The sequence below is a fragment of the Bacillus sp. FDAARGOS_1420 genome (genome assembly GCF_019344915.1).
Taxonomy (GTDB): domain Bacteria; phylum Bacillota; class Bacilli; order Bacillales; family Bacillaceae_G; genus Bacillus_A; species Bacillus_A mycoides.
In genome coordinates this window covers 1540930-1562663 of the sequence record NZ_JAHWJB010000001.1, presented here as the reverse complement: position 1 = coordinate 1562663, position 21734 = coordinate 1540930, and the positions used below count along the sequence as shown (strand labels likewise).

The 21734-nt window shown below is 35.5% G+C and carries 28 protein-coding genes; 1 reads left to right on the top strand and 27 read right to left on the bottom strand.

The genetic code is table 11. The features are described from left to right. Window positions 1-42: 42 nt before the first annotated feature. The 27 genes from I6L50_RS08250 to I6L50_RS08120 form a co-directional block, all read right to left on the bottom strand. A complete protein-coding gene (locus tag I6L50_RS08250; RefSeq protein WP_219301078.1) occupies window positions 43-1215 on the bottom strand; it encodes a BppU family phage baseplate upper protein in 1173 nt (390 codons plus the stop codon). 14 nt (window positions 1216-1229) lie between these two features. Beyond that, the gene (locus I6L50_RS08245) at window positions 1230-3635 is read right to left on the bottom strand and encodes a phage tail spike protein (RefSeq protein ID WP_219301077.1); all 2406 of its coding nucleotides are present in this window, start codon (window positions 3633-3635) and stop codon (window positions 1230-1232) included. Further along, the gene (locus I6L50_RS08240; RefSeq protein WP_219301076.1) at window positions 3635-4318 is read right to left on the bottom strand and encodes a distal tail protein Dit; all 684 of its coding nucleotides are present in this window, start codon (window positions 4316-4318) and stop codon (window positions 3635-3637) included. The genes I6L50_RS08245 and I6L50_RS08240 overlap by 1 nt, the downstream gene beginning before the upstream one ends. A gap of 1 nt (window position 4319) precedes the next feature. Beyond that, window positions 4320-8549 (bottom strand): hypothetical protein, encoded by a 4230-nt coding sequence (locus I6L50_RS08235; RefSeq protein WP_219301075.1) that lies wholly within the window; start codon window positions 8547-8549, stop codon window positions 4320-4322. 178 nt (window positions 8550-8727) lie between these two features. Then, window positions 8728-9189, bottom strand: a complete 462-nt coding sequence (locus tag I6L50_RS08230; RefSeq protein WP_219301074.1) for a hypothetical protein — start codon at window positions 9187-9189, stop codon at window positions 8728-8730. Window positions 9190-9251: 62 nt separating this feature from the next. Then, window positions 9252-9839, bottom strand: a complete 588-nt coding sequence (locus I6L50_RS08225; RefSeq protein WP_219301073.1) for a phage tail protein — start codon at window positions 9837-9839, stop codon at window positions 9252-9254. A gap of 1 nt (window position 9840) precedes the next feature. Continuing rightward, entirely contained in the window at window positions 9841-10269 is a 429-nt protein-coding gene (locus tag I6L50_RS08220; RefSeq protein WP_257475361.1) for a hypothetical protein, read from the bottom strand. Continuing rightward, a complete protein-coding gene (locus I6L50_RS08215; RefSeq protein WP_257475360.1) occupies window positions 10256-10657 on the bottom strand; it encodes a hypothetical protein in 402 nt (133 codons plus the stop codon). The genes I6L50_RS08220 and I6L50_RS08215 overlap by 14 nt, the downstream gene beginning before the upstream one ends. After that, the gene (locus I6L50_RS08210; RefSeq protein WP_075717512.1) at window positions 10650-11006 is read right to left on the bottom strand and encodes a phage head closure protein; all 357 of its coding nucleotides are present in this window, start codon (window positions 11004-11006) and stop codon (window positions 10650-10652) included. The genes I6L50_RS08215 and I6L50_RS08210 overlap by 8 nt, the downstream gene beginning before the upstream one ends. Next, window positions 10987-11283 carry a hypothetical protein gene (locus I6L50_RS08205; RefSeq protein WP_219301072.1) on the bottom strand — a complete coding sequence of 99 codons (297 nt, stop codon included), beginning with the start codon at window positions 11281-11283 and terminating at the stop codon, window positions 10987-10989. Before I6L50_RS08205 ends, I6L50_RS08210 begins: the two co-directional genes overlap by 20 nt. Continuing rightward, window positions 11276-11455, bottom strand: a complete 180-nt coding sequence (locus I6L50_RS08200) for a hypothetical protein (RefSeq protein WP_219301071.1) — start codon at window positions 11453-11455, stop codon at window positions 11276-11278. The genes I6L50_RS08205 and I6L50_RS08200 overlap by 8 nt, the downstream gene beginning before the upstream one ends. Continuing rightward, entirely contained in the window at window positions 11424-12587 is a 1164-nt protein-coding gene (locus tag I6L50_RS08195; RefSeq protein WP_219301070.1) for a phage major capsid protein, read from the bottom strand. Before I6L50_RS08195 ends, I6L50_RS08200 begins: the two co-directional genes overlap by 32 nt. Before the next feature lie 42 nt (window positions 12588-12629). Next, a complete protein-coding gene (locus I6L50_RS08190; protein ID WP_219300967.1) occupies window positions 12630-13343 on the bottom strand; it encodes a head maturation protease, ClpP-related in 714 nt (237 codons plus the stop codon). Further along, window positions 13330-14496: a phage portal protein gene (locus I6L50_RS08185; protein ID WP_219300966.1), complete on the bottom strand. Its 1167-nt coding sequence runs from the start codon at window positions 14494-14496 to the stop codon at window positions 13330-13332. Before I6L50_RS08185 ends, I6L50_RS08190 begins: the two co-directional genes overlap by 14 nt. Before the next feature lie 14 nt (window positions 14497-14510). Beyond that, window positions 14511-16166, bottom strand: coding sequence for a terminase TerL endonuclease subunit (locus I6L50_RS08180; protein ID WP_219300965.1), 1656 nt, complete (start codon window positions 16164-16166; stop codon window positions 14511-14513). Beyond that, on the bottom strand, window positions 16159-16473 hold the full coding sequence (locus I6L50_RS08175) for a hypothetical protein (protein ID WP_219300964.1): 315 nt from the start codon (window positions 16471-16473) through the stop codon (window positions 16159-16161). The genes I6L50_RS08180 and I6L50_RS08175 overlap by 8 nt, the downstream gene beginning before the upstream one ends. Before the next feature lie 106 nt (window positions 16474-16579). Then, window positions 16580-16888 carry a hypothetical protein gene (locus I6L50_RS08170; RefSeq protein WP_219300963.1) on the bottom strand — a complete coding sequence of 103 codons (309 nt, stop codon included), beginning with the start codon at window positions 16886-16888 and terminating at the stop codon, window positions 16580-16582. Window positions 16889-16890: 2 nt separating this feature from the next. Next, window positions 16891-17238: an HNH endonuclease gene (locus tag I6L50_RS08165; RefSeq protein ID WP_088068584.1), complete on the bottom strand. Its 348-nt coding sequence runs from the start codon at window positions 17236-17238 to the stop codon at window positions 16891-16893. Between the two features lie 2 nt (window positions 17239-17240). Beyond that, entirely contained in the window at window positions 17241-17507 is a 267-nt protein-coding gene (locus I6L50_RS08160) for a hypothetical protein (RefSeq protein WP_219300962.1), read from the bottom strand. A 4-nt stretch (window positions 17508-17511) separates the two neighbouring features. Continuing rightward, window positions 17512-17736: a hypothetical protein gene (locus I6L50_RS08155; protein ID WP_219300961.1), complete on the bottom strand. Its 225-nt coding sequence runs from the start codon at window positions 17734-17736 to the stop codon at window positions 17512-17514. Beyond that, a complete protein-coding gene (locus I6L50_RS08150; RefSeq protein WP_219300960.1) occupies window positions 17723-18085 on the bottom strand; it encodes a hypothetical protein in 363 nt (120 codons plus the stop codon). The genes I6L50_RS08155 and I6L50_RS08150 overlap by 14 nt, the downstream gene beginning before the upstream one ends. Further along, window positions 18085-18255 (bottom strand): hypothetical protein, encoded by a 171-nt coding sequence (locus I6L50_RS08145; RefSeq protein WP_219300959.1) that lies wholly within the window; start codon window positions 18253-18255, stop codon window positions 18085-18087. Before I6L50_RS08145 ends, I6L50_RS08150 begins: the two co-directional genes overlap by 1 nt. A gap of 369 nt (window positions 18256-18624) precedes the next feature. Further along, window positions 18625-18879 (bottom strand): hypothetical protein, encoded by a 255-nt coding sequence (locus tag I6L50_RS08140; RefSeq protein ID WP_219300958.1) that lies wholly within the window; start codon window positions 18877-18879, stop codon window positions 18625-18627. A 199-nt stretch (window positions 18880-19078) separates the two neighbouring features. Further along, window positions 19079-19621: a tyrosine-type recombinase/integrase gene (locus tag I6L50_RS08135; protein ID WP_002192968.1), complete on the bottom strand. Its 543-nt coding sequence runs from the start codon at window positions 19619-19621 to the stop codon at window positions 19079-19081. Then, complete coding sequence (locus I6L50_RS08130) at window positions 19618-20088, bottom strand: ArpU family phage packaging/lysis transcriptional regulator (RefSeq protein WP_219301069.1); 471 nt, start codon at window positions 20086-20088, stop codon at window positions 19618-19620. The genes I6L50_RS08135 and I6L50_RS08130 overlap by 4 nt, the downstream gene beginning before the upstream one ends. Before the next feature lie 20 nt (window positions 20089-20108). Continuing rightward, window positions 20109-20273, bottom strand: a complete 165-nt coding sequence (locus I6L50_RS08125) for a hypothetical protein (RefSeq protein ID WP_219301068.1) — start codon at window positions 20271-20273, stop codon at window positions 20109-20111. Between the two features lie 115 nt (window positions 20274-20388). Further along, on the bottom strand, window positions 20389-20511 hold the full coding sequence (locus I6L50_RS08120; RefSeq protein ID WP_234881328.1) for a DUF3983 domain-containing protein: 123 nt from the start codon (window positions 20509-20511) through the stop codon (window positions 20389-20391). A 729-nt stretch (window positions 20512-21240) separates the two neighbouring features. Here I6L50_RS08120 and I6L50_RS08115 point away from each other — a divergent pair. Further along, the gene (locus tag I6L50_RS08115; RefSeq protein WP_219301067.1) at window positions 21241-21627 is read left to right on the top strand and encodes a helix-turn-helix domain-containing protein; all 387 of its coding nucleotides are present in this window, start codon (window positions 21241-21243) and stop codon (window positions 21625-21627) included. Window positions 21628-21734 lie beyond the last annotated feature (107 nt).

The window sequence follows — 21734 nt, the reverse complement described above, 5'->3', positions numbered from 1 at the left end:
ACACAAATAAAAGCTTGCCTATGCACGCTTGATTTGTGATATCTAAATTAAAAAACTCATTGCAATATGAATTGTATTTCCACTTTGGACACCGTTCACGAAGATACCACCGTCACCTTTTACTGTAACTTCGCAAATTGTCGGTGCACCACCATATGCCAGTGCCGGAAAAGCAATGTTTTGTACGGGTCTAAATCCAGTTGGAAGCGTCGCGAAAACTGTTGTGTTTGCTGGGTTTCGAACGGAACCAATTACAGTAATCTGTTCCCCACTTCTTTTGTGCTTCATAATTCTATCAGCAACATTTTCTACCCCAGTTGTAGGAAGAGTAATCCATCCAGTATCGGTTGCTTGTTTTACTGTACCGTCTGTTCGAAATTCTACTCTTTTGGACCAATCCCAAGTATCTCCTTGAGATACTGTGGACGGAGCGAAGATCAGCTCTCCTTGCGTCCCTTTGTGAATAACTGTCTTATAAGAACGGCTACCTAATACAAGTGCATTATCACTCTTAAATTCAAGTAATCCATTTATGATGTCGCCAGCTTTCTTAACAAGGTTTGTATCCACGTTAACATTGAATACTCCAGAGTTCTTATTGTACTGCCAAACTATTTTATTTGTTTTAGCATCATGTAAGAAGATATTATTCTCATCGTCAGATAATTTAGCGGAATGTTGCCCACCATTAACAAACGCAATAGCTCTTTCACCTTTATTTCTCTCCAGGGATAAATTGCCCGTCATAGTGTCCCCACTTCTCTTAACAACATCCATAGTATTTAATTTCTGCTGTAACTCGTCCAACGTTTTCTTAATAATCTCAAACTCTGAAATATAGTTTTCGATTTTAATATTTCCTTGTTTTACATCACGTCTTAATGTAATCCGAATGTCTGGTGTACTCATTCGCTCATTACTTTTTTCCATAACAAAATAAGCTGTCCAATCATCCGATGTAGAAACGGATTGTGGTGTAAACGTATAGGAAAACACACCATTTTTTGCATCAATCATTTGAGCATCATCTCGAATAAATTTCCCAATTTGATTAATTGCTTCATATTTCACCGCATACCCTGTTAAATCAACAAGTTGCCCTTTTTCTCTTACATATACAGTAATCTTCAATCCATTTTTATCATTTTGACGAGAACGGACTGTTTTTGTAAACACAGGATCTGCTAAATCTATAATAATTTCCTCATTTCGCATGACTACACCTCTCTCTAACTATTCCTTTTCACGCGTCTAGGCGGTCTTCTTTGACGTTTTACTTTGTTCCTGTGTTGGACATTCCCTTTAGGTTGTATTGGCTCTAATTCTTCGATTCTAGCATCCGTTTTGGTAACATATTCTTGTAATGCTTTTACAGCTTGCGAAATCATTCCATATAAACCGACTCCATTTTCTTTTGATTCATTTGGAATTACAACTCCATAATGAGTTGGAATATCGTTTGTTGTAATGACTGGATCTCCTTCTTTACGGTTCATACGCATATCATACAGTTGAGCCATTTCTGTTTTAAGGTTGTACTGTTTAATCTCCCAACCCATTACCTTCTCTAAGGCATCAAATTTAATGTCACGTATATTCGTTTTATATTTCTTTTTAGAAGAAACTTTAAAATCAGATGCCAAAACACCATTAAAATACGTTCCTAATCCACTTTTTACTTGCAAATATGTGCTTTCATAATCCTTGTTATTCCGTAATAAGACACTTTGAAATACAAGGTCACTGTCCCCGCCGGATGAAGTACCTACACTAAGTATTCGATTCCCATTTTTATGAAAATAACACGTTTGTCCTACAGTGACATACGTACTACCTTTTGAACTTTCAAGAAAAAGGTTCTGATTACTTTTCAAAGTTGCATAAGAATCTTTTGATTCCATATATAAGCTTTGATCTGCTTTAATGTTTACATGTCCATTTTCATTAAATCCAACAAGTGCTGGGAAATAAGCTTGTGTTGGGTCATTATTTTCATAACCTTTTGCTATCCCAATGCCGCCCGACTTGGTAGAACCTCCAAGCTGATAAACCAACACTGCACCTTCTGTCGCTGTCTTATCATTATTACCACCTAGTACAATAGTGGGTTGCATGACATTTTTGTTATTTATATAATATCCAATGAAAATCCGAGTCACATAAGATTCCATTAACCGAATAAATTGTTTGGTAATAGAAACATAATTGGAATCATTTGCAGACCTCAAAGTGGTTCCCGATATTTCTCCACCCCGAATTAAATCTCCATTCAGTACTCCAGTTGTAATAAAATCTGCAACAATGCGTCCGTCTTTTGTCATTGCTATTTCATAAGGCCCATTTACTCCATTTGATGAATAACCTAATCCATTTATGTTCCACTGCCAAACTTTTGCGGCTGTCATTTCATTTTTTGTATCCATAATTAAAATCCGATCAGGATATACACGTACATTTCCACCAAATCCAGAATTAATAAGTTTTGTTGCATTTTCTTTAGCCGCATCAAGTAAAGAACCTGGCATATTTGATAAATCTTGTTGAACTTGATCTAATTTACCAGACATGTCTGTAAAAGATTCTTTGAAATTACCAATGGTTACATTTATATATTCTTTTTTAATTGGATCATATTTATATGCAATTACTTTCGCTTGAACATCAATACCGTCTTCCAAGTGTTGAACAGTAACAATGTCGCCCATCCAAACACGCTGCAAAATTTTATACTCTTTATACTCCTCTGTTTGAGACAATTCTTGAAATTCAACCTTATATGTTGCTTTCGGTTGATCTACCATCTGGATATCAAACAAATCTTTAGCGGCTTGACGTAACCTTTTATATGCCTCTTCTAAAGGTACTGCATCTTCATCATTAGCATTTTTACCGATGGCCGCTTTTATATGTTTAAATTCAACAACTCGTATTTTGGGATGCGGATACTTATTAATCAGTGGGCTATCTACATATTTTTCCGGTAACAATAACCCATCAAACCCTTGTGGCATAATTTTGGTAGTAGGACTTTTCCAGTCCACACTTCCTTCATATCCTAACAAATCCTTTTTATGTCGAATAACTACCCCACGATTAGTGCCTCGACTTTTCAGCATCTTAACATCAAAATTGTCTCTTTTTAATTCCCCACCCCATCGATTCACAAATGAGTTATCTTGACTCGTATCTAACATTGCTTCAACTGGATTTTTTCGTACAATACGTGCCGTTGATATCTTCGTTATATCAGAATAAAAGGTAAAGGGATGCTTATATTGACACCCTGACGATAACCTAGCCATACCTGCACTGCCATTCGTGGGTTGAATGAATATATCTTCAATTAAATTTTCCGTTAAATCATAAAAAATATGGTAACAAACCGCTTTAATTTCTCCCATACTCACTTTAGGAGTTACCACGCGGAATAGTTGATCTCCATCAGGAGTTGGAACTTTTATAATGCTCATCCCGTCTATTTTTGTTCCATACGGAGCAAATAAAGGATAATTGAAATTAAAAACAAATAAACCATTGAGTTCTTCCTCAACAGTTGCACTGTAAATATGTTTATCTAGAACACCGATTCCATTATGCGTAAAATCTGTTTCATTTGGTTTATATAAAGTAATCATTATTTATATCTCCATCTTGGTTGAATTGAAATAAATTGAATAGCTCCTGACCACTCTATTTTATTTTCTCCTACTTGAAGTTGTGGAAAATCCCCAATCATTTTATCATTCATTGGTACTGTGCCACTGTATGCCTCTAATAATTCTGAATCTATTACGACAGAACCATTTACATCTTTAATTTGTAAAGAAACACCATTGATGAAAATTCGAAATGTTCCATTCCCTGCAACGAACAACATCGGAGCCGCTTCCATTGTACCCGGATTATAAATAGATCCTGGAGTACTCAGCATTACGTTTACATCTTCTGTATACTCAAATGGATCGAGTTTAAAATCGACTTCAAATTCACCGTGTTCTTCCATTTCATTTACAATATCACCTATTGAAACATGTTTAATTTTTCGATACACGTCATCATCAGTAAAATATAATGTCTTTCCATTCATCAACCAAGCCTTCATACGCCGAATGAATGGCTTAATATTCTCTTCCTCAAGTAAATTGAACTTTATTTTTAAAGGGACGTCCTTAAACGCCCCTTTTTTTGTAAGTGAACCATGTCTACCCGGAACTTCAATATGTTCTACTTCTTGCTCTGGTGTAGGAATAACAGGTCGTTCTACCATACATATTCCATAGTCACTCGCTAATTGATTATCGATACCTATGTCTAGCAATTTAATTCCTCCCTACCCCTATTTTCACGTTACGTCCACGCTCAGCAAACCAATCATTTGCTTTTTCAAACATACGATCAATATCACGTTCATTTTGAATTGTGTTGTAAAAATTCACCTCTACAGGTCCACTATCAACTTGTTGAACAATCGGTTGAGATGTTCGTGTCGCTAATGCCGCAAGATGCGAAGAAATGGTTTCCTGTTTATTTTTCCCGTATACATCTATAGCGTTTATATCAGGCTCTGCCCAATTAGCTAAATTTTCAGAAGCACTTTGTATAGAAGACTTCATGCTCTTCATTCCAACGACAAGCCCAGCACCAATTTGTTTACCAACCTGATCTCTCATTTTTCGAGATGGACTATGGATATCGAAGAATCCAGTAAAACCGTCAAAAATGCTGCTGCCAATGGATTTTACCTTATCTAACACTTTACCAGCCATACTACCTAGACCGTCTATCAATCCACTTATGATATCTTTACCTATCTTGAATAAATCAATCTTCTTTAATGTATCAATAATCTTCGGTACAATATCTGTCACGATTGTAGAGCCCAATTGTCCAACCATACTGACAATACCTTTTATTAAAGCCCAAATCAGTTGAACACCAGCTTCAAGTATCTTCGGTAAATTCTTAATGAGTTCCCCTGCTAAAATAATAATAAGCTTTAATGCTGCCGCAATTAATTCTGGTATAACTTTTACGATACCTGCAATCAGCATAAGTAAGATTTTTACGCCTGCTTCAAGTATTTTCGGCAGGTTCGCAATTAATGTGGATGCTATTTTAAAAATTAAATCTAATGCTGCATTAATAAGCTGTGGTAACACTTGTACAATCCCATCGATAATGGCCATTAGAATCTTTATACCCGATTCAATTATTTTAGGTAAGTTTGCTAGTAATGTATCCGCCACTTTTGTTATAAGATTTATTGCTAAATCAATAAGTTGCGGAAGCATTTTAATGATTCCATCTATTAAGCTAGTTAAAACTTTAACGCCAGCTTCAAGAATCATAGGTAAATTTGCTGTGATTGCTTCAATTAGAGTAGTAACAACTGTAATGATTGCTAACGCAATCATTGGTAGTGCTTGCGTAATACCTGTTATCAAAGACACCAACAAATTTATTCCCATTTCAATTAACTGCGGTAAGAAAGACATAATTCCATTAATAATTGTTTGAATAATGGTTACAGCTATCGGGATTAATTGCGGAATCATCTGCATAATTCCATTTATTAAGGTCAAGATTAATTGAAGTCCTGTCTCTATAAGTGTAGGTAAGACTTGTACAATTCCAGAAATCAACGTCTGTATAATTTGAATTCCAGTTTGAACAATCATAGGGAGATAGGTAGCAATCATCTGTGAAATTGTATTTATAATCCCAACTACGGCTTCAAGGATAATTGGAGCCGCTACCACTAACCCATTCACAAGACTTGAAATCATTTGTGATCCAGCTTCAAGGAATTGCGGTAATGCTGTTGTTACGACATTGGCTATGTTAGTGAAAATGTTTGTAATATCTTCAAGAATAATACCCGAGTTTGCATTCAAATATTCTGCAATTGCTGGTAAATAACGAGATACAGAGATAAGAACACCGGGAATCCCACCAACAATTGCACCTGCTATACTAGGACCAATCATCTTAAAGATTTCACCTAATTGGCTAAAATCCCCCGAAAAAACAGCTTTCACAGCATCAAAAAGATGCAGGCACGCTTCACGTATTTTACTGACTGCCAGCCCTATAATTTCAGCTGCATCTTGAAACCCTTTCGGTAAATGAGTAATCCAATCATTTAAATAATCCCCATCAACAGCCGTATAGAATAGATATTTACCTAGTGAAGATAATACGTGACCAAAATTCTGAACGCTTTCAATTACGTTAGTAATGCTATTTCTAAATCCTTCGTTGTTTTCCCAAAGATGTTTTATCCCAACAACCAATCCAACAATTGCGGCGGTTACCCCAATAATAATTGCGGTAGCGGAGAAGAATGTTGCGGCAACCGCCCCTACACTTAACCCAGCATATGTAGCATAACTGGCTAACGTAATAAACACAGGCCCTAAAGCCATACCAGCTCCAACAAGGATTCCAAGTGCGGTTACAATTGTCGTTATAGCTGCTGCTAATGCTGGATGTTTTGAAACAAAGCTCGCAAAAGCACTAATTACATCAGCAATTACTCCCAAAACAGGCTCAAGCGCCATTTTTAAGTCGTTCATAGCCTTTTTAAATTTAACCGCGGGGCTATCATCCATTTTCTTAATCATTTCGTTGAGTTGTTCTTGACTTACATTTAGATCAATAACTTTATCTTTAGCACCTAGTAAAGTGTTAATAATATTTTGCCCTTGATCTTCATACATTGTCCCGAATATTTGAGCACCGATTAGATTTTTCTTTGTTGCATCGTCTACACCATCTAAAGCTTGTGCGATTTCCACCATAGCTTGTGAACCGCCTTTACCACCTTCAGCTACAGCTTTACCCCATTTCTGCATTTGGTCAGCAGAAATCTTTGTTCCTTCAAGTAAATCTTTGAGAGCTTTAGGAACTTCATTACCAAATTCAGCTACTCGAATACGCCCTTCTTTCAAACCGTCTAACAGGTTATCAATATTCCAAGTACCAGTTTCAACACCGGCTGCCATAATAGCTTGCACTTCTTCTGCTGTATACCCAGCTCTTGTTAGTTGTCCACCGTATTCAGCAATAATATCTAATTGCTCAGGTGGGAATCCAATTTTTAATAAAGCGTTTGTTAAAGCTAAAGCACTATCATTAGTTACTCCTAATTCATTACCGATTTCATTTGTTTCTTGAATTAATTCGGTAAAGTCTATACCTGCATAAGAAGTTGCTATAGCTGATGCACCTTTTACAATAGCTGTATTCGCTTCGTCGCTCACATTTTTATTTAAAGCCCACTGTCTTCTTGTTCCTTCAAGTGCTTCCTCCACATCAACGCCATAAGCTTCAATTCCTCGAACGGCTTGTTCAACGGATTTCTTTGAAGAAGGCGGAACTTCAAACGTTACATCAATTTTGGTTTTTAATTTAGAAGTATCAAGTGCTTTTTCAATTGTCCCTTGAATACCACCAACCGCCATCGCTCCACCTAACATATTTTCTAAACCAATATCTAATTCTTTAAAACTTTTACCTGCTCTTTCAGCTTCTCGTGAAAGGTCTCTCAAATCATTTCGAACTTGTTGTATTGAATTACCATCATCAACAGAACGAAGCGCACGTTGTAACTTTTCAATATCAGCTTCTGAACCTAACGCTTCACGACCAATGATATGAATTGCTTGTTCTAACTGCCTAGCTGTCGCTGTACCACTTCGTATTGCGTTTGTGAGATTATTCCCTAATGCATTTGCAAAATAATCTACGCTCGTTTCAGTAGCATCAAAGAACGTTTTTAATTGCTTCGTTGCATTTTCTTGTTCTTGCAAACTTCTATTCGTTGCACTTAATTGATTCTGCAACTGCTGTTCTGCTGTCCTAGCTTGTATAAGCTGTGTTTCATATCTTTGGATTTCACTAGCGTTTTCGCCATACTTCTGTTTGGCTTGATCTAACTGTTTCTGATAGTTTTGTACTTTACTAGCTGCAACAGTATGTTGCTCCCCAAGATTATCTATTTTTAAACGTAACTTCTCTGTTTCTGACGCATTCTCACCCAGTGTTGCTTTTTGCAACTCGTATTGAGCATTCAGCTTGGAAAGAGAAGATCGCAACTTCTCTTCCTGTTCTTTTAATTCTTTTAGTTTTTGAGCCGCTTTCGCTGTCTCACTTGATCTTTCCTGTTCAGCATCTCTCGCCTGTTCTAAACTTTCAGAAGTCTGTTTAATACTATTTGCTAACTGTTGTTCTGTTATTTGCTGACTTCGTAATTTTGATTCCAGCTTTGCTACAACAGTTGAATTTTCCCCGTACAATTCTTTAGCACGTTGTAAATGTTCAGCTGTTGCTTGTGTTGCCTTTTGTACAACTGCATATTGCCCAGAAAGATTTTGAAGCTTTGCTTGTAATTTTTCTGAATCCGTAGCATTTAACTTCATCTGCTCTTCTTGTAACTTCATTTCTTGCCGGAGTTTTTTGGTCTCCTGATTCATACCCTTTATAGATTCATTAAATTCGTTATTTTGCGCTTTAAATATAACTTCAACTTCTGAATTATTTCTCGCCATTTTCTCACCTACCTTTACTTAGGATTGTTACGCCATGATTCAAACGCTGTAATCCCTGCGTAAATACGCTCAACAGACGAAATTGGCTCATGCCAAAAAGTCTCTGGATCTATTCCAGAGACTAGGCAATACAAAACGTATTTATCTTCCACACATTCGATTTTAATGTTTGGGTTTTTTACTTTTTTTCACCGTTACCGCCGCTATTTGTACTTTTTTGTAACGCTATGGCAAATTGATTTGGATCTTGACTGATTACATCAACAACAAGCTGGGTATATAACTGCATAGATTCTGCTAATGAATCATGATACTTCTTTAAGAAATCATCAAATGTTAACTTCTCTTTAGGATTTGCTCCTTTAAATGCCATATAAACTACTTTATGAATACTCGTTTGATCAATTTGTTCTAATGCTGATAAGTCTTTATTATCCTCTTTTCTTAGCCCATCTAAAGCTTGAAACTTTACGATATCAGCAATAATCGAACTATGAATAAGTCCTTCTTCTTGCCCCTTCTTCAAAGCATAATTTGTCAAAAACGCTGGATAATCCTGATCATTGACAAATCGCTGTTCATACTCCCCATTTACCTTTACAAATTCCTCATCTTTTAATGTTACTTTTTGAACTTTCATCTTCTATGTCCCCCATTCTCAATTCATTTATTTCCATACAAAAAAACATTCAATACTAGGGTTTAAGGAATAATAGATGTTGCCGACACAAGTTCTGGAGTGAACTGTGTATGCCATTTATCGGCTATCGTTGTGTCTTGTAGCTCATCCACGAACGCCTCATAATAGAATTGATTTTGTTTATCTGGTAATGCTGTGAACTCTAATTCCAACATAGCGAGCTCTTCTTCGCCACTTGCAATTGAAAATTTAAATCCTGTAGAATTTGAGCAATTTGGAAAGGCAATCATTTTTACAATGTCTTCATATTCATCAATTACATCCGCCGTAAAAACAAAGTCATACCCTTTGGATTCTGTGCCATACGACCATACACCCTGTTTTAATTTTTCATTACGCAATCCAAAATAATCTCTTGCTACTTGCACGGGAATATGCGCTGAGACATTGACCTTAATTTCAGTGGTCTTTGTCTTCTTTTTAAGAGTCGTTCCACCACATACTTTCTTCCTTTCCATGTTTTCTGGCTCTCCTTCAATCGTCCCTACACATCCGAATTTTGTCCCCGGTTCTTGCGTCCCTTTTTTCTTAAATTGAATACTTGCATTTTTGATCTCCATTGCATCAAATTCTTCAATCATTTTGACCATTTTACAATTCCTCCTTCAATACTTTATCTACACCTTCATGTAGCTTCTCTACAATTTTTGGTTTCGCATTCATAATCCCACGTTCTGCAAATCGTTGTTCTAATGGATTATGTGGGCCTCTTCCTTCGTTAGGAAAGACTAAATATCCAAACGAACCTTTCTTATTAGCTGCTCCACCCCTAGCTTTTATCTTAAATCCTAAATTCATTTCTTCACTTTTTGACCAGTTACTATGTTTGGCATGTACTTTATTTTGAACGCTCCATTTAGAACGAGATACTCGAATAAGCTTTGTAATCTCTTCTGTTGCAATTTGGACACCATCTGTATGAAGAATTTTGTTTATAACAGGTTCCATCTTGTTTGGTAACTGTCGCATCTTCTCTTCGAGTCTTTCTATCGCTGTATAATCAAGATTAAATGCATTCAATCGGAATCACCCTCTTAAACGTAAAAACAACACGATCGATATAACGATCTGTATCTTTCACTTGAAGACGCTCGCTTTTCGTGCCGACAAAAGATACCATTTTCACTTTACCAATCCATGAAATAATATCAATGACCTGCTCATCTAAATTCGATTGATTTTCCGAAAAATAACTAACATATATACTTTGAGAAATTGTACGCTCATTTGAAGATGGTTGAAACTCACCATATTCCAAAATAAAACAATTGTATCCCTCTTCTGTTAACTGCGATTCCTCATCTTCTGCTAGTTCATCCTCAACAACTAAAAGCTTAAATCCGTCTTCAAGGGCTTTTTTAATGCCACTTCTCTGCTCCTTCATAAGCTTTTTAGATTTTTCATTCACGAGATTTCACCGCCTGCTGCAAATAAAAGAAAAGGTATTGTTTGTTAGAATCATGATCCGCTTTAATCACGTCATATTCGATTCCATCCATTAATACCTTAAGTTTATTTTTATTTATCTTTCTAAAGGAAGGTGGATACAGTGTTTTAACTTTTAAATCTAATCCCGTTGTTAAAACGCCCACCATTTTGTAATCACTGTCCCGCAAAGACATCACTTTATAGGCAAGCTTACCTTCTTCATGAAACTTCTCACCTATTCTTTTTCCCTCTTCTGAACGCTCTGTTTTTTTATATCCGTATTGTAGAAATCCGTCATTTAAGGTTTCTCTATACGATTTTAGAACCATTGATTACACCAACTTTTCCTAAAGCCACATCTAAAATAAGCCTGGATAATTCATTTTTATAATTTTTTTCAAACTCATCACCTGCATTGTTATAGACATACCGACACCTTTCTAACAGTAAATCTTTCGGTGTTAACTCTTTTAAAAAATCAAAAGACGCATTTGTTAAACTAGACAAATACGCTTTTCCTTTATCCAAAAGTTTTATTAAACTAGCATCCTCTTCATTCCAGGTGATTTTAAGAACATCCTTTAATTCATTCAAAAGCTCATCCATTCGCATCACCTTCTAATAAAGTGATTAGCTCGGACTTAGTTGCATTAGACTTGTATTCAATGCTACTTTGATCTAATAAAGATTGAATTTCTACCTTCGTTAATGCTGAATAGTTCCTCTCTTCAACAGGAGAGGATGGGTTAGGGAGTTGTAGTTCCTTCTTTCGGTTCAAGCGCTGTAATATCAAACACAGTGAATGAATCATGATCTAATGGACGACCATTTGCAAGCTGACGAATGAGGTATAAACGTTGATCTTGGATTAAGCGAATTGTGTCATCTGATACTAATTCTTGTTTTGATCCAACCCCCATAAAGTAATCCTTCGGTTTTCCAGAAATCATGGTGTTTAATGGCACAGCCGGTGATTGAACAATCGTTAAACCTGGTACACCGAAGTTATCATATGTCCAAGTTCCATCGTCTTTACGCTTCGCACCAATTGGGAAGAATTTTGTTGCGTAGTCTAATGGATTCATGATTAGGGTAACTCCTGTATAACGTTTCGCACCACCTTTCGTTGTAGGTGCCAAAATTTCCTTACCGATTGTTGCGGGTGTAAAATCTTTTAAAACTACTTTCTTTTTATCTGGATAAATACCGTCTTTCACAGCACCTTTTACATCTTTAATCATACCTATTGGTTGTTTTTTTCCTGTGCCCATAACAATAACTCTTTCTAATTCTTCAGCTACAACTTCTTTCATAAATGTACGGACATATTTATCTAACCATTCTGGACCTAATTCGAACATCGCTTTACATACAACTAAAAATCCACTCAGTTTGTACATTCCTTGATCAATTGTTGTAAATCCTTCATCAATCATTTCTTTAATTTCATCACATACATCGCCCCAATACGCTGAAGCCGCCCCTTCTTTTCTTACAATCCATTGCGTAGTTGCCCCTACTGTTTGGAAGTTAACAAGGGATAATAATGGATGTTCTTTTTCTAACTCTTCAAAAACACGCTCAAAAATAGTCGGTGGCATTAATTTATGCGTTTCATTAAATGAATTCACCTCAATTGCTGCATTGTAGAATTTTTTTTCGTCATTTGTTAAAATACGTACACCACGGGAAGCCAATACTTGTGCATCCCAATTTTCATTTTTCGCTTGTTGTGCTTCACTGATTACATCATTCATCATACCTTGGAAATGCTGCATGTTATTTTCCATATTTGCAACGATACGTGCTGCTACTACCTGTGCATCTCCTGTTTCAAGTGCTTCTTGCACATTAATAATCTGTAGATCTTTATTTTCGATTACTGGACGATCTAAATTTCTAATAGTCATCTTATTCCCTCCTGTTTGTAAGACAATAAAAAAAGCACTGCTTTACGCGCGCTTAAATTTATTAAGTATATTTTGATTTGCACTTGCTACTGCTGGTTCATTCTGTTTATTTTTATTTCGAAATTTTTGTAGAATATTATTTTTAAACTCCTCTGGATCTATCAATTCATTATTTTCCACATGTTCATTTACCTTGTGAGCCAATCCAAATTCTACTGCTTCATTTGCGGTAAACCATGTTTCATTCGCGATCATCGTCTCAATTTCTGAACGTTCCCCTTCATAACGAGTCATATAAATATCCGCAAGCGACTTGTCAATTCCTTCAAGAGCATTCAATGTTTTACGAATGTCTAGCTTGGTTCCCCAAGTCCACGTGGAAGCCTCATGAATCATTAACATAGAACCTGTATTCATAATTAATTCATCTGCTGCCATCGCAATAATAGATGCGGCACTCGCTGCCAATCCATCTACGGTAATGATAACTTTTGCCGAGTGGTTTTTTAGTTGGTTATAAATTGCAATCCCATCAAATACATCCCCACCAGGACTATTCAGATTGATATGAATAACATTTGCGGAAGTAGCTTTTAATGTTTTTTCAATATCAACCGCCGATGTGGAGTCACTCCACCATGATTCACCAATATCACCATAAATCGTTATGTCCAGCGAATCCGCTTTTGCTTCGGCTCTAAATGCATGTTGCACATGAGCTAGGTGATTATATTTTTCATTTTTATAATGTCTCATTCTTTTCACCTCCTCCTAGTGAATCAGCTTCTTGATAGTTTTTCGTTACATGTCGTCTATCTGCCCATTCTTCATCAATCGGCTCTTTTCCAAGCATCATGATGACGTCATTCATTGTTAGACCACCAATCGCAAATAATTTATCCATTGCGGTTGCCATTTTCGTGATATCTACAACTTTTATCTTGGTTGTATCCATTTTTAAATATGTTCTTTTTAAATACTCTTCTTTTGTATACATCTTTCGATTACATTCATCTTGTATCAATTCAGCAATTGGATTGATACAGAATGCTAGAAATGAATCCATCTGTTTTTCAATATCAGCCACATCGCCTTTTAAAATGCCGATAGGTACATGAAAAGCCGTTGCTACATAACTAAATATGTCATGGATTAAGTCGCTAATATCACGACTTGTACTAGTATTGGCGACACCATTTTTACTATCGCTCATATCTTCGAAAACATAACCCTCTTGCAATTGAAAAGCGGAACCCACTTTATCAGCGTTAAACCAACTCTTTAATTGATTTTCAAACATGTCATTAATCGCTTCTTGCGTTGCTTCATCCTGTGGTCTGATAAATTCTCCCTTAATTAACAGACGTATATTGTTTTTTCTTTTATAATAATCAATGGATGACGCAAGCAATTTCCCAAAACTACCGTACATGCCCTCTATAACTTGCATGATATTACGATCGTTTAATTTAAAGTGAAATACTTCTGATTCATGAAATGATTTTTCAAAAGTAAAGTCTTCAATTGTTATGTCAGTATATATGTTTTCTTTTAATGCAAACTTAGTAGTGTTAAAAGAATCAGCTATATACAATTGTTTATCTTGCATGATCACTACGCACTCATTGTCCATCATTAAATGATTAACTAAGCTATGCATAAATTCTGATGCATTTTGATTTTGATTAGGCTGTACATTGAGCAAATAATGGTTTTCACCACGTTTTTCTTTCCCTTTTTCAAAGGTTTGAAATTCACACCTTGTTACTGCGTTCGCAATTAAATCAATACAACTTTCTACAGCTAGTCTTTTATAGAAATAATCAATTCCTAACTCATAACAGCATGAATCTAACGTAAGGGCCTTGTTACTTCCAAAAAAACCTCGTATCCATTCTCGTAATCCCATATTCTCACCACCTACTATACGCTAAATACTTTGAATAATTTTTTGATATTTTCTTTCGTTAACGTACTTGACTCTTTTAATTCACTATCGCAATTTAGCGCATGTAAAAAAGCGAAAAAACCATCCGTTTTCCGCTTCTCTTTATCAACCTTTTTATATTCAATATTGCCGTTCATTTTCTCTTCTTTATAAACATTTCCTACATACCAGCGCATCAATGGATCATCTCCAAAGACAATGGTACGTTTAATAAATATTTCTTCTACCAGTGGAGCTAATTTACTATGGGTTGCTGGACCACGACGGACAATTTCAACTTCAAATCCTGCCTCTTCCAATACTTCTTTTAAAATAGAAGATCGATATAAATCCATGCTAACTTTTTTAATACGATATTTCTTATTCATCATGACAAACCAATTTAATACATGCTCTGCGCTAATGGATGCATCATACACAACCGTCAGTAACCCTTTTTCCATCGCAAGCGCAAGAATATCCCGATTGATATCTTGTAACTGGGGTGCTGTATGATGCATAAAGGTATGCTGTAGCCAATACCGCTTCCCACCTTTTTTAAATAGAATGCCTACTGAACAAAAGTCTCTGATTTGTGCAAAATCTACAGCGCCCATACATTCTATTCCCTTCGCATTTTCAGGAAATGGCTGATCTGTCGCTAAACGATCTTCATAGGTTGCCACCTCTTTTAACACATCTTCCACTGGAAGGTTCATGCGCTTTGTCATGAATTCCATGCGAAAAGAACTGTTATGCTGCATATCATGATATTCCTGTTTCATCTCATGCTGTAAATTTTCGTTATACGGGTAAGATGGGTTTGCTTTCTCCCACATTTCCTCATTATCTACTTCTGATTCATGATCCAATTTAAAAATAAAAGGAAATAGTGTTGATTGTGGGAGTTCTTTATTCAGCACTTTTTGCGCTTCTTCTTTTAAATCATCTAATACACCACCACGTACCCTTCCATCTGTTGTAATATAAAATGTTCTTGGGTCTTTTTTCTTTCCTAATCCCGATGTAAAAACTTTCACACTATCATAATTCTCATATTCATGAATTTCATCGAAAATGACGACACCGCTACGCTTACCATCTTTTGTTCGAGCATTTGATGTATTAAATTCTAACTTGGATTTCGTTTTCCGATGTTGAATGAGCATCTTCGATTTATAAAATATCTTTTTCATCTTCTTAGAAAACGCCGGATGATCTAACACATTGTAGACATCTTCAAACGACGTTTTCGCTTGTTTTTCTGATGTTGCTACAATATCTATATCATAATTTCGTATCCCATGATGTCCCGTCATCATATGAAAACAGTTATAAGCAATATAACCGTTCTTTCCAGCTCCACGCCCCAGTAACATAAAAAACCGATTAAACAGTAACGAACCATTTTCATATTTGACGCCATAAATAAATGCATTACAAAACCTTTGCCATGTAAATAATTCGAATGGAAAATACTTTTCTGGAACACGCACTGAATTTTCAATCGCTTCTGCATCAATCACAACACCTGGTTGCTCTAGCTTCCAACGTAAAAATTCCATGAGTTGTTTTTGCTCTTTACAAGCCTCTATTTCTCCCTGTTCCACCATTCTCATATAATCATCAATGTATGGATGATAGTTATACATCTTCTTCACCACCCTCTTCCCTTGGTACACTTTCCAAGCCCATTTTCTTAAGCAGCTCTGTCATACTTTTAATCGTCTCACGATATTCTTTTCCGGCAGGGTTAGGCTTCGACCCTCTTTGTCCACCACCGTTGTCCCATGAAACCATTCTTTCCTTTTTCCATTCTCTTTCTAATGCTTTTGCTGCATCCCACATTGCCATGTATTTATCAACAAGATCCATGTATACCGCATTGTCCATTTCTACGATTCCCAATTGTTGTAATAAATCTTCCTTGATTTGCATTTTTTTCGCTAGTTTCCTCATAGGTACCCCCCATTCCATAAAAAAATCAAAATATGTTTTTACCGCTCTCCTCCCCCCGTTGAATGGTCCTCCTACTAAAAGCCAAACTTTTTGACCGGGGGGGTGTTTAAGAAACTAATTCAAAGTATGTTTCAATAAAATCCAAAATAAAAAAGACTTCTTCACTAGAAATCTTTAGAATGTCTGTCGTAAATATTAAATTCTCTTCTTCTCGCAATCTTTCTCTAACATCATTAAGTGTAAGTCGTTTGCACTTTCTTGGGTTCACACAGTCTCTTATTTGGCAGTAACACCAGTAAGAATACTTTCGGAACTGATTAAGCATGTCACGCTCATATGACGTGCGCTCGTCCTTCTCAGCGTATTGAATCATTAAGTCAGTATCGAATGTCCAACTACCATCCACAATTATCATAGCTACCACCGTTCCTCATTCATGAACTTAGGTTCACTATTGCTAATCATCTTGTCCTTACCATCAGCAATGTTATGGTGACGTACACAAATGTATTCAAGGTTATCTAATTCTAACGCAAGATGCGGATGAGTCTTAACCGGTTTGATATGGTTCACATCCATCTTCGTCTTACGCCCGCGTTTATCAAGTGTATCTCGTGTCGTTACCTTTCCTTCCTGTTTGCAATGCTCACATTCATTCTTAGCTCGCTCAATTGCTTTTAATCGTAAAGCTCTCCATTCTTTAGATTTGTAGAACTTCATCAGCTTATCTTCTTTTATTAATTGAATAAGATGTTCTTTATCCATCGTTATTTCTCACCAACTTGTTTGTACTTAGCGATTTTAAAAACGTCTACAGAAACTCCAAGGCAATTCGGACAAACCTTTACTTCGCAATAATCTTTTTTATGGACTTTTAACTTACGTTCAGTTTTACAAAGTAAACATCTATAAATTACATGTCCGTCCGCTTTCATTCCTTTCCTATCTACCGATCTAATATCTTGTACAGAACAAAATATAATCCCAAATGAAGAACCTACACAACAACCTATAAGGAAGTCTAACCAATTCATTACATCACCTCTTACCTTCCTCTAACAAATCATCAATCAACTTATCGATTAGACTTGTTAAAGCTTCTTCTCTATCTTCAAATGTTGTACTCTCTTGCAATTCATCTAACACTTTAATTAAATCTGGTAACCGCTCTAAACCCACATACTGTTTTATTTTCTTCTTACTGCGAAGAGCTTTAAGAATTATTCCGACAATCATTGCTTTTTCGAGCTTATTGAAATCCATTCGCTTTCACTCCTCTTGCAATCACCGATTCATGAATTCTTTCAGCTAACTTTTCCGCATCGATTTCACGAGTCGTCTTCAATAACTCTTCAATTCCTTTTGTTAATAAGTACTGTTCTGTTTCCTCCGATAAAACAATATCCGAAGGCAGTTCATTTGATGTTATAACATCAATCAGAAAATCTTCCACCACACTCTGCCCCTCACAACGGAACATTCCTGCCATCAATTTAATGTCATGTTTCTTATCTCTTATTAAATGAGCAAGCTTTATAAGTTCTTTATAAATTTCTCTTCTTTTATTAATAAGAATGGTTTGTTCAATGAGACCTAAGTTTTCTTTATCCATTATTCATCATCCTTTTCAATTAGATGTTCAATACCTTCTAATGTTTCTTCACTATTCGTATATATCGATACCCTTTTTAAGATAGCAATTACATCATCTAATGTTTGGATTTTATTCGGATTAAGCTTGCATTGCTTTACAGGTTTAAATACTAATGTTTTACCTTCCATCATTCATCCTCCTCAAAAATAAAAAGCACCCAAATGGATGCTTTTCTCTCGATTATTAATTTGTCTTTCTATTGCGGTACGTGAAGTTTTATTCTTTTCCCAGTTACCTAATGTTGCTACATTCATCTACTCCTGCATTATTAAGTAACTGGAAGAAGAGCAAAAGCTCTCCTCAATAACGGTATCATTCAATCAGTACCATCTGCTGGTTTCGGATTTTATGTGCCGTCATTACGAACCGTTTAGAAATTTAGAAACAACATAGTGAGTTGTGTTTTCCGCCACTTCTCACAATACAAATATAACATGTTAAAAACCAAAACGTGTCCGTAAATAGTTCGCAAATTGTCCGCGAATAGTTCGCGTTTTTTATTTTCTATTTTTCTCTTTATTTAACAGTCTCGGGTTTCTTACTCTAACCTTAGATGACCAATCTTCACCAGAGCTAAAATCAATACCTCCTATTAATTGAATGTCATCCCCTGCACCATTAATAATTGGAGAAAAAAATGTTTGTCTTGCTTCAGCGCAACTTCCCAACGTCTCTCGTAGATTCTGCTCCACTTCATCATACATTACTGAACCGCCATTTAATCCATCTATACTTCTTGTACTTTTTATCATCGCTTTTCAGCCTCTTTTCGCATAGTTTTGATTAGATATGGTCCTTAATCTTTGAAAATGAATTAGCTATAATCTAGATTGTGTTGAATTAAACCATCTCGTTTTTCCTTAGAGCTATCAAGCTTTTCTATACTTCTTACAAATGAATTTGACACTTTTCTTTTGTAGATAATTCAAAAATAGCTACAAAAAGAAGTGTTTAGATTTTAAATTTCTTTTGATAATCATTTAATGTATCTTGTTCAATCCCTATATATCTTAATGTTTCTTTTTGATCCGTATGATTTAACATTCGTTGCAAAACAACTACATCTTTAAATTGTTTGTAGTGATGGTATCCATATGTCTTCCTTAGTGAATGGGTCCCAATTCGTTCCAGTCCGAATTTTAGGGCCGCTTGATTCAAAATTACATATGCCATTGATCTAGTAATAGGTTTATTCTTACCATTTCTACTTTTAATAAGAAACTCGTTCTTAGGTTTCCCTTTCGCATATTCCCTCAATGCTTTCTTTAAATCAGAAGGCATCTTTACCTCTTTCACCTTTTTGGTTTTCTTTTCACGAATAAATATACTCCATCCTTCTACATCACGTACTCGTAAACGTAAGATATCCGAAATACGTAATCCCGTATTAATCCCAAGAAGGAACAGAATGTAATTGCGCTCATTCTGTTCCTTAAAATATTCTTTGAGCTCTTGAATCATTTCTTTATCTCTTATTGGTTGAACGAGATTCATACGCTTGGCACCTCTTTTTGTCTTCGCGTTTTTTGATATACCTCTTTTTTTAAATTGAATGCTAGACGTAGTATAGCTCGTCCTTTTAACTTATAATACTTTGTTTTACCTAATTTCACTTCATCCATTATGTCTGGATCGTACCCCTTCTCTTCCTCCATATAATACATATATATGATTTTTCTTTCTCTTTTTGGCAACCTGTTAACAGCTCTATGAACCCAATTCATACATTTCTCTCTGGCCATTTCATATTGCAACCTTTCAATCGCTATATTTTCTGTAGAACTATTGAATTCATTCGTTACAGATGGAGGAACAATTGAATATGATGCGGTTACTTTAGGTAGAATATCACTTGGCATTTTAGATAAATACATACGATACTCCTCAAATACTTTTTCAACTTCATTTTTTGTCTCTTCTTCATCTAAAACAGGCATTTTAAATGTTAATTGTTTATCCATATTACATTCCTCCATTTTTATTATTTTTGTCTTAATGCACCACGTCTACGTTCATAACGTGTTCCATGAACTCCCATTAAATTTTCAATGTCACAAGTGTTTAGATTCTCTTTTGGTTTTTTCTTCTTTTTCACTTGATTCGATTGCTTTTCCCATTCACGCAATTGATCCTTTAGTACTTTCATTCTCCTCATCTCCCTTTTCAAAATAAAAAGGACACCTATTCCTAAAACAGCCATATCGCTGCTTTAATGAATTGGTGTCCTCTAGTTTTCTAGCCGGACTGTATTCTGTTTTCATTTATTTGATAATACCAGCCTGCACAAAGATGTTTCTCCAAGCTTTGTTAACTTGGTATTTATCAACGGCTACCGCACGACGAGCGATAGCTTTTCTTATTTTCTTTTTCTTTGCATTTGCCATTCCTCTCATCCCTTTCATGCAAACATCTCTCATTTCCATTTTGGAGCGTTTTATTCCTTTTGATACCTATTACATTCAAAAATAATCTAAACGTGAATTGTACCTATTTTATAAATTTCTTTTCCCTACCAAAGGATTATTTTGTTCGGATTTCAAATTATTAAATCCCTGTGCAACACATTATTCACACAATCATCTATCGCTGCTAAATTCACTACGGTCATATATAATAATTTATATTTCCAACTCCTTCAGTAGCCCACAAACGTCTTCCCGAAACAGGTTTGTTTTTCATTCTCAACTCCTTAATTTCTACCTATCTATATTTTCATGATCAATCAGCAAAATCACCGTTCAATATTTGGTATTCATAACCACAACCTCCATGACTCCCTGGTATAAAAAGCTGATTCATGTACATACTGTAAATACCTCCTTCAATCGATCTTTTTTTTGTTATTTCGGTCACCCTTTTGTTTAAACAGATAGCTTTTGCTATCTGTTTTTTGGTTTAATTAACCATTTTTTCTTTCTATTTAAGAATAAATAATTTAATTTCGAATATATTTTAAACATCTCTTTCTTAGGAGATTCCTGATATGTAAGTCACCTTCAGGGTTGAGCAGGTTAGTCTTTACTAACCTGCTCAATTTTGGTTATTTTAACCAATAATGCCAACTTAACGTACATAAGAAATACAATTCGCTACTGAAAAAAGAGGATTCAATAATGAACAACTTTAAACAACAAAAGATTTTCACCAACAATACTGATTTTTACATGTTGGTTGGAAAATATACTTCTATACTCAGTTATCATAAAACATTAGAATCTGCCACAGTAGCTTTAAAGTCTCTTCCTGGATTTGATAGTAAATGGCCTTCAGTTTGGATTTTGGCACCTGGTGAAACTTTTTTAGAACCTTATATAAATATAATCCCCGAGGAAAATAGTAATACTTCACTTAAAAACATCATAGGTGTGGAGGAAGCTGCTAAAATTTTAGGACGTTCCTCTCAAACAGTAAAAAACATGTGCGTTGCTGGCAAATTACCTGCTAAACAAATTGGAGGAAAGTGGATTCTTGATAAAACTATGCTCAAGTTCTTTAAATGAAGCTTCTTGTCTTTCTGCAAAATGAAATTTTTATTGCTTTCACTCCCACATAACATTTCCAATCTGGTTTACACTATAACTGTAACTTAAAGTTACGCATACTAACT

Excerpts from the sequence above, each read along its gene's own strand:
- I6L50_RS08180 (WP_219300965.1), bottom strand. The coding sequence starts at position 16,166 with ATGTATAACTATCATCCATACATTGATGATTATATGAGAATGGTGGAA.
- I6L50_RS08160 (WP_219300962.1), bottom strand. The coding sequence starts at position 17,507 with ATGAATTGGTTAGACTTCCTTATAGGTTGTTGTGTAGGTTCTTCATTT.
- I6L50_RS08135 (WP_002192968.1), bottom strand. The coding sequence starts at position 19,621 with ATGAATCTCGTTCAACCAATAAGAGATAAAGAAATGATTCAAGAGCTC.
- I6L50_RS08125 (WP_219301068.1), bottom strand. The coding sequence starts at position 20,273 with ATGAAAGTACTAAAGGATCAATTGCGTGAATGGGAAAAGCAATCGAAT.
- I6L50_RS08210 (WP_075717512.1), bottom strand. The coding sequence starts at position 11,006 with ATGGTTCTAAAATCGTATAGAGAAACCTTAAATGACGGATTTCTACAA.
- I6L50_RS08190 (WP_219300967.1), bottom strand. The coding sequence starts at position 13,343 with ATGAGACATTATAAAAATGAAAAATATAATCACCTAGCTCATGTGCAA.
- I6L50_RS08150 (WP_219300960.1), bottom strand. The coding sequence starts at position 18,085 with ATGGATAAAGAAAACTTAGGTCTCATTGAACAAACCATTCTTATTAAT.
- I6L50_RS08230 (WP_219301074.1), bottom strand. The coding sequence starts at position 9,189 with ATGAAAGTTCAAAAAGTAACATTAAAAGATGAGGAATTTGTAAAGGTA.
- I6L50_RS08130 (WP_219301069.1), bottom strand. The coding sequence starts at position 20,088 with ATGGATAAACAATTAACATTTAAAATGCCTGTTTTAGATGAAGAAGAG.
- I6L50_RS08165 (WP_088068584.1), bottom strand. The coding sequence starts at position 17,238 with ATGGATAAAGAACATCTTATTCAATTAATAAAAGAAGATAAGCTGATG.
- I6L50_RS08120 (WP_234881328.1), bottom strand. The coding sequence starts at position 20,511 with ATGGCAAATGCAAAGAAAAAGAAAATAAGAAAAGCTATCGCTCGTCGT.
- I6L50_RS08115 (WP_219301067.1), top strand. The coding sequence starts at position 21,241 with ATGAACAACTTTAAACAACAAAAGATTTTCACCAACAATACTGATTTT.
- I6L50_RS08140 (WP_219300958.1), bottom strand. The coding sequence starts at position 18,879 with ATGATAAAAAGTACAAGAAGTATAGATGGATTAAATGGCGGTTCAGTA.
- I6L50_RS08245 (WP_219301077.1), bottom strand. The coding sequence starts at position 3,635 with ATGATTACTTTATATAAACCAAATGAAACAGATTTTACGCATAATGGA.
- I6L50_RS08195 (WP_219301070.1), bottom strand. The coding sequence starts at position 12,587 with ATGACTATTAGAAATTTAGATCGTCCAGTAATCGAAAATAAAGATCTA.
- I6L50_RS08205 (WP_219301072.1), bottom strand. The coding sequence starts at position 11,283 with ATGGATGAGCTTTTGAATGAATTAAAGGATGTTCTTAAAATCACCTGG.
- I6L50_RS08175 (WP_219300964.1), bottom strand. The coding sequence starts at position 16,473 with ATGAGGAAACTAGCGAAAAAAATGCAAATCAAGGAAGATTTATTACAA.
- I6L50_RS08235 (WP_219301075.1), bottom strand. The coding sequence starts at position 8,549 with ATGGCGAGAAATAATTCAGAAGTTGAAGTTATATTTAAAGCGCAAAAT.
- I6L50_RS08145 (WP_219300959.1), bottom strand. The coding sequence starts at position 18,255 with ATGGAAGGTAAAACATTAGTATTTAAACCTGTAAAGCAATGCAAGCTT.
- I6L50_RS08225 (WP_219301073.1), bottom strand. The coding sequence starts at position 9,839 with ATGGTCAAAATGATTGAAGAATTTGATGCAATGGAGATCAAAAATGCA.
- I6L50_RS08155 (WP_219300961.1), bottom strand. The coding sequence starts at position 17,736 with ATGGATTTCAATAAGCTCGAAAAAGCAATGATTGTCGGAATAATTCTT.
- I6L50_RS08170 (WP_219300963.1), bottom strand. The coding sequence starts at position 16,888 with ATGATAATTGTGGATGGTAGTTGGACATTCGATACTGACTTAATGATT.
- I6L50_RS08185 (WP_219300966.1), bottom strand. The coding sequence starts at position 14,496 with ATGGGATTACGAGAATGGATACGAGGTTTTTTTGGAAGTAACAAGGCC.
- I6L50_RS08250 (WP_219301078.1), bottom strand. The coding sequence starts at position 1,215 with ATGCGAAATGAGGAAATTATTATAGATTTAGCAGATCCTGTGTTTACA.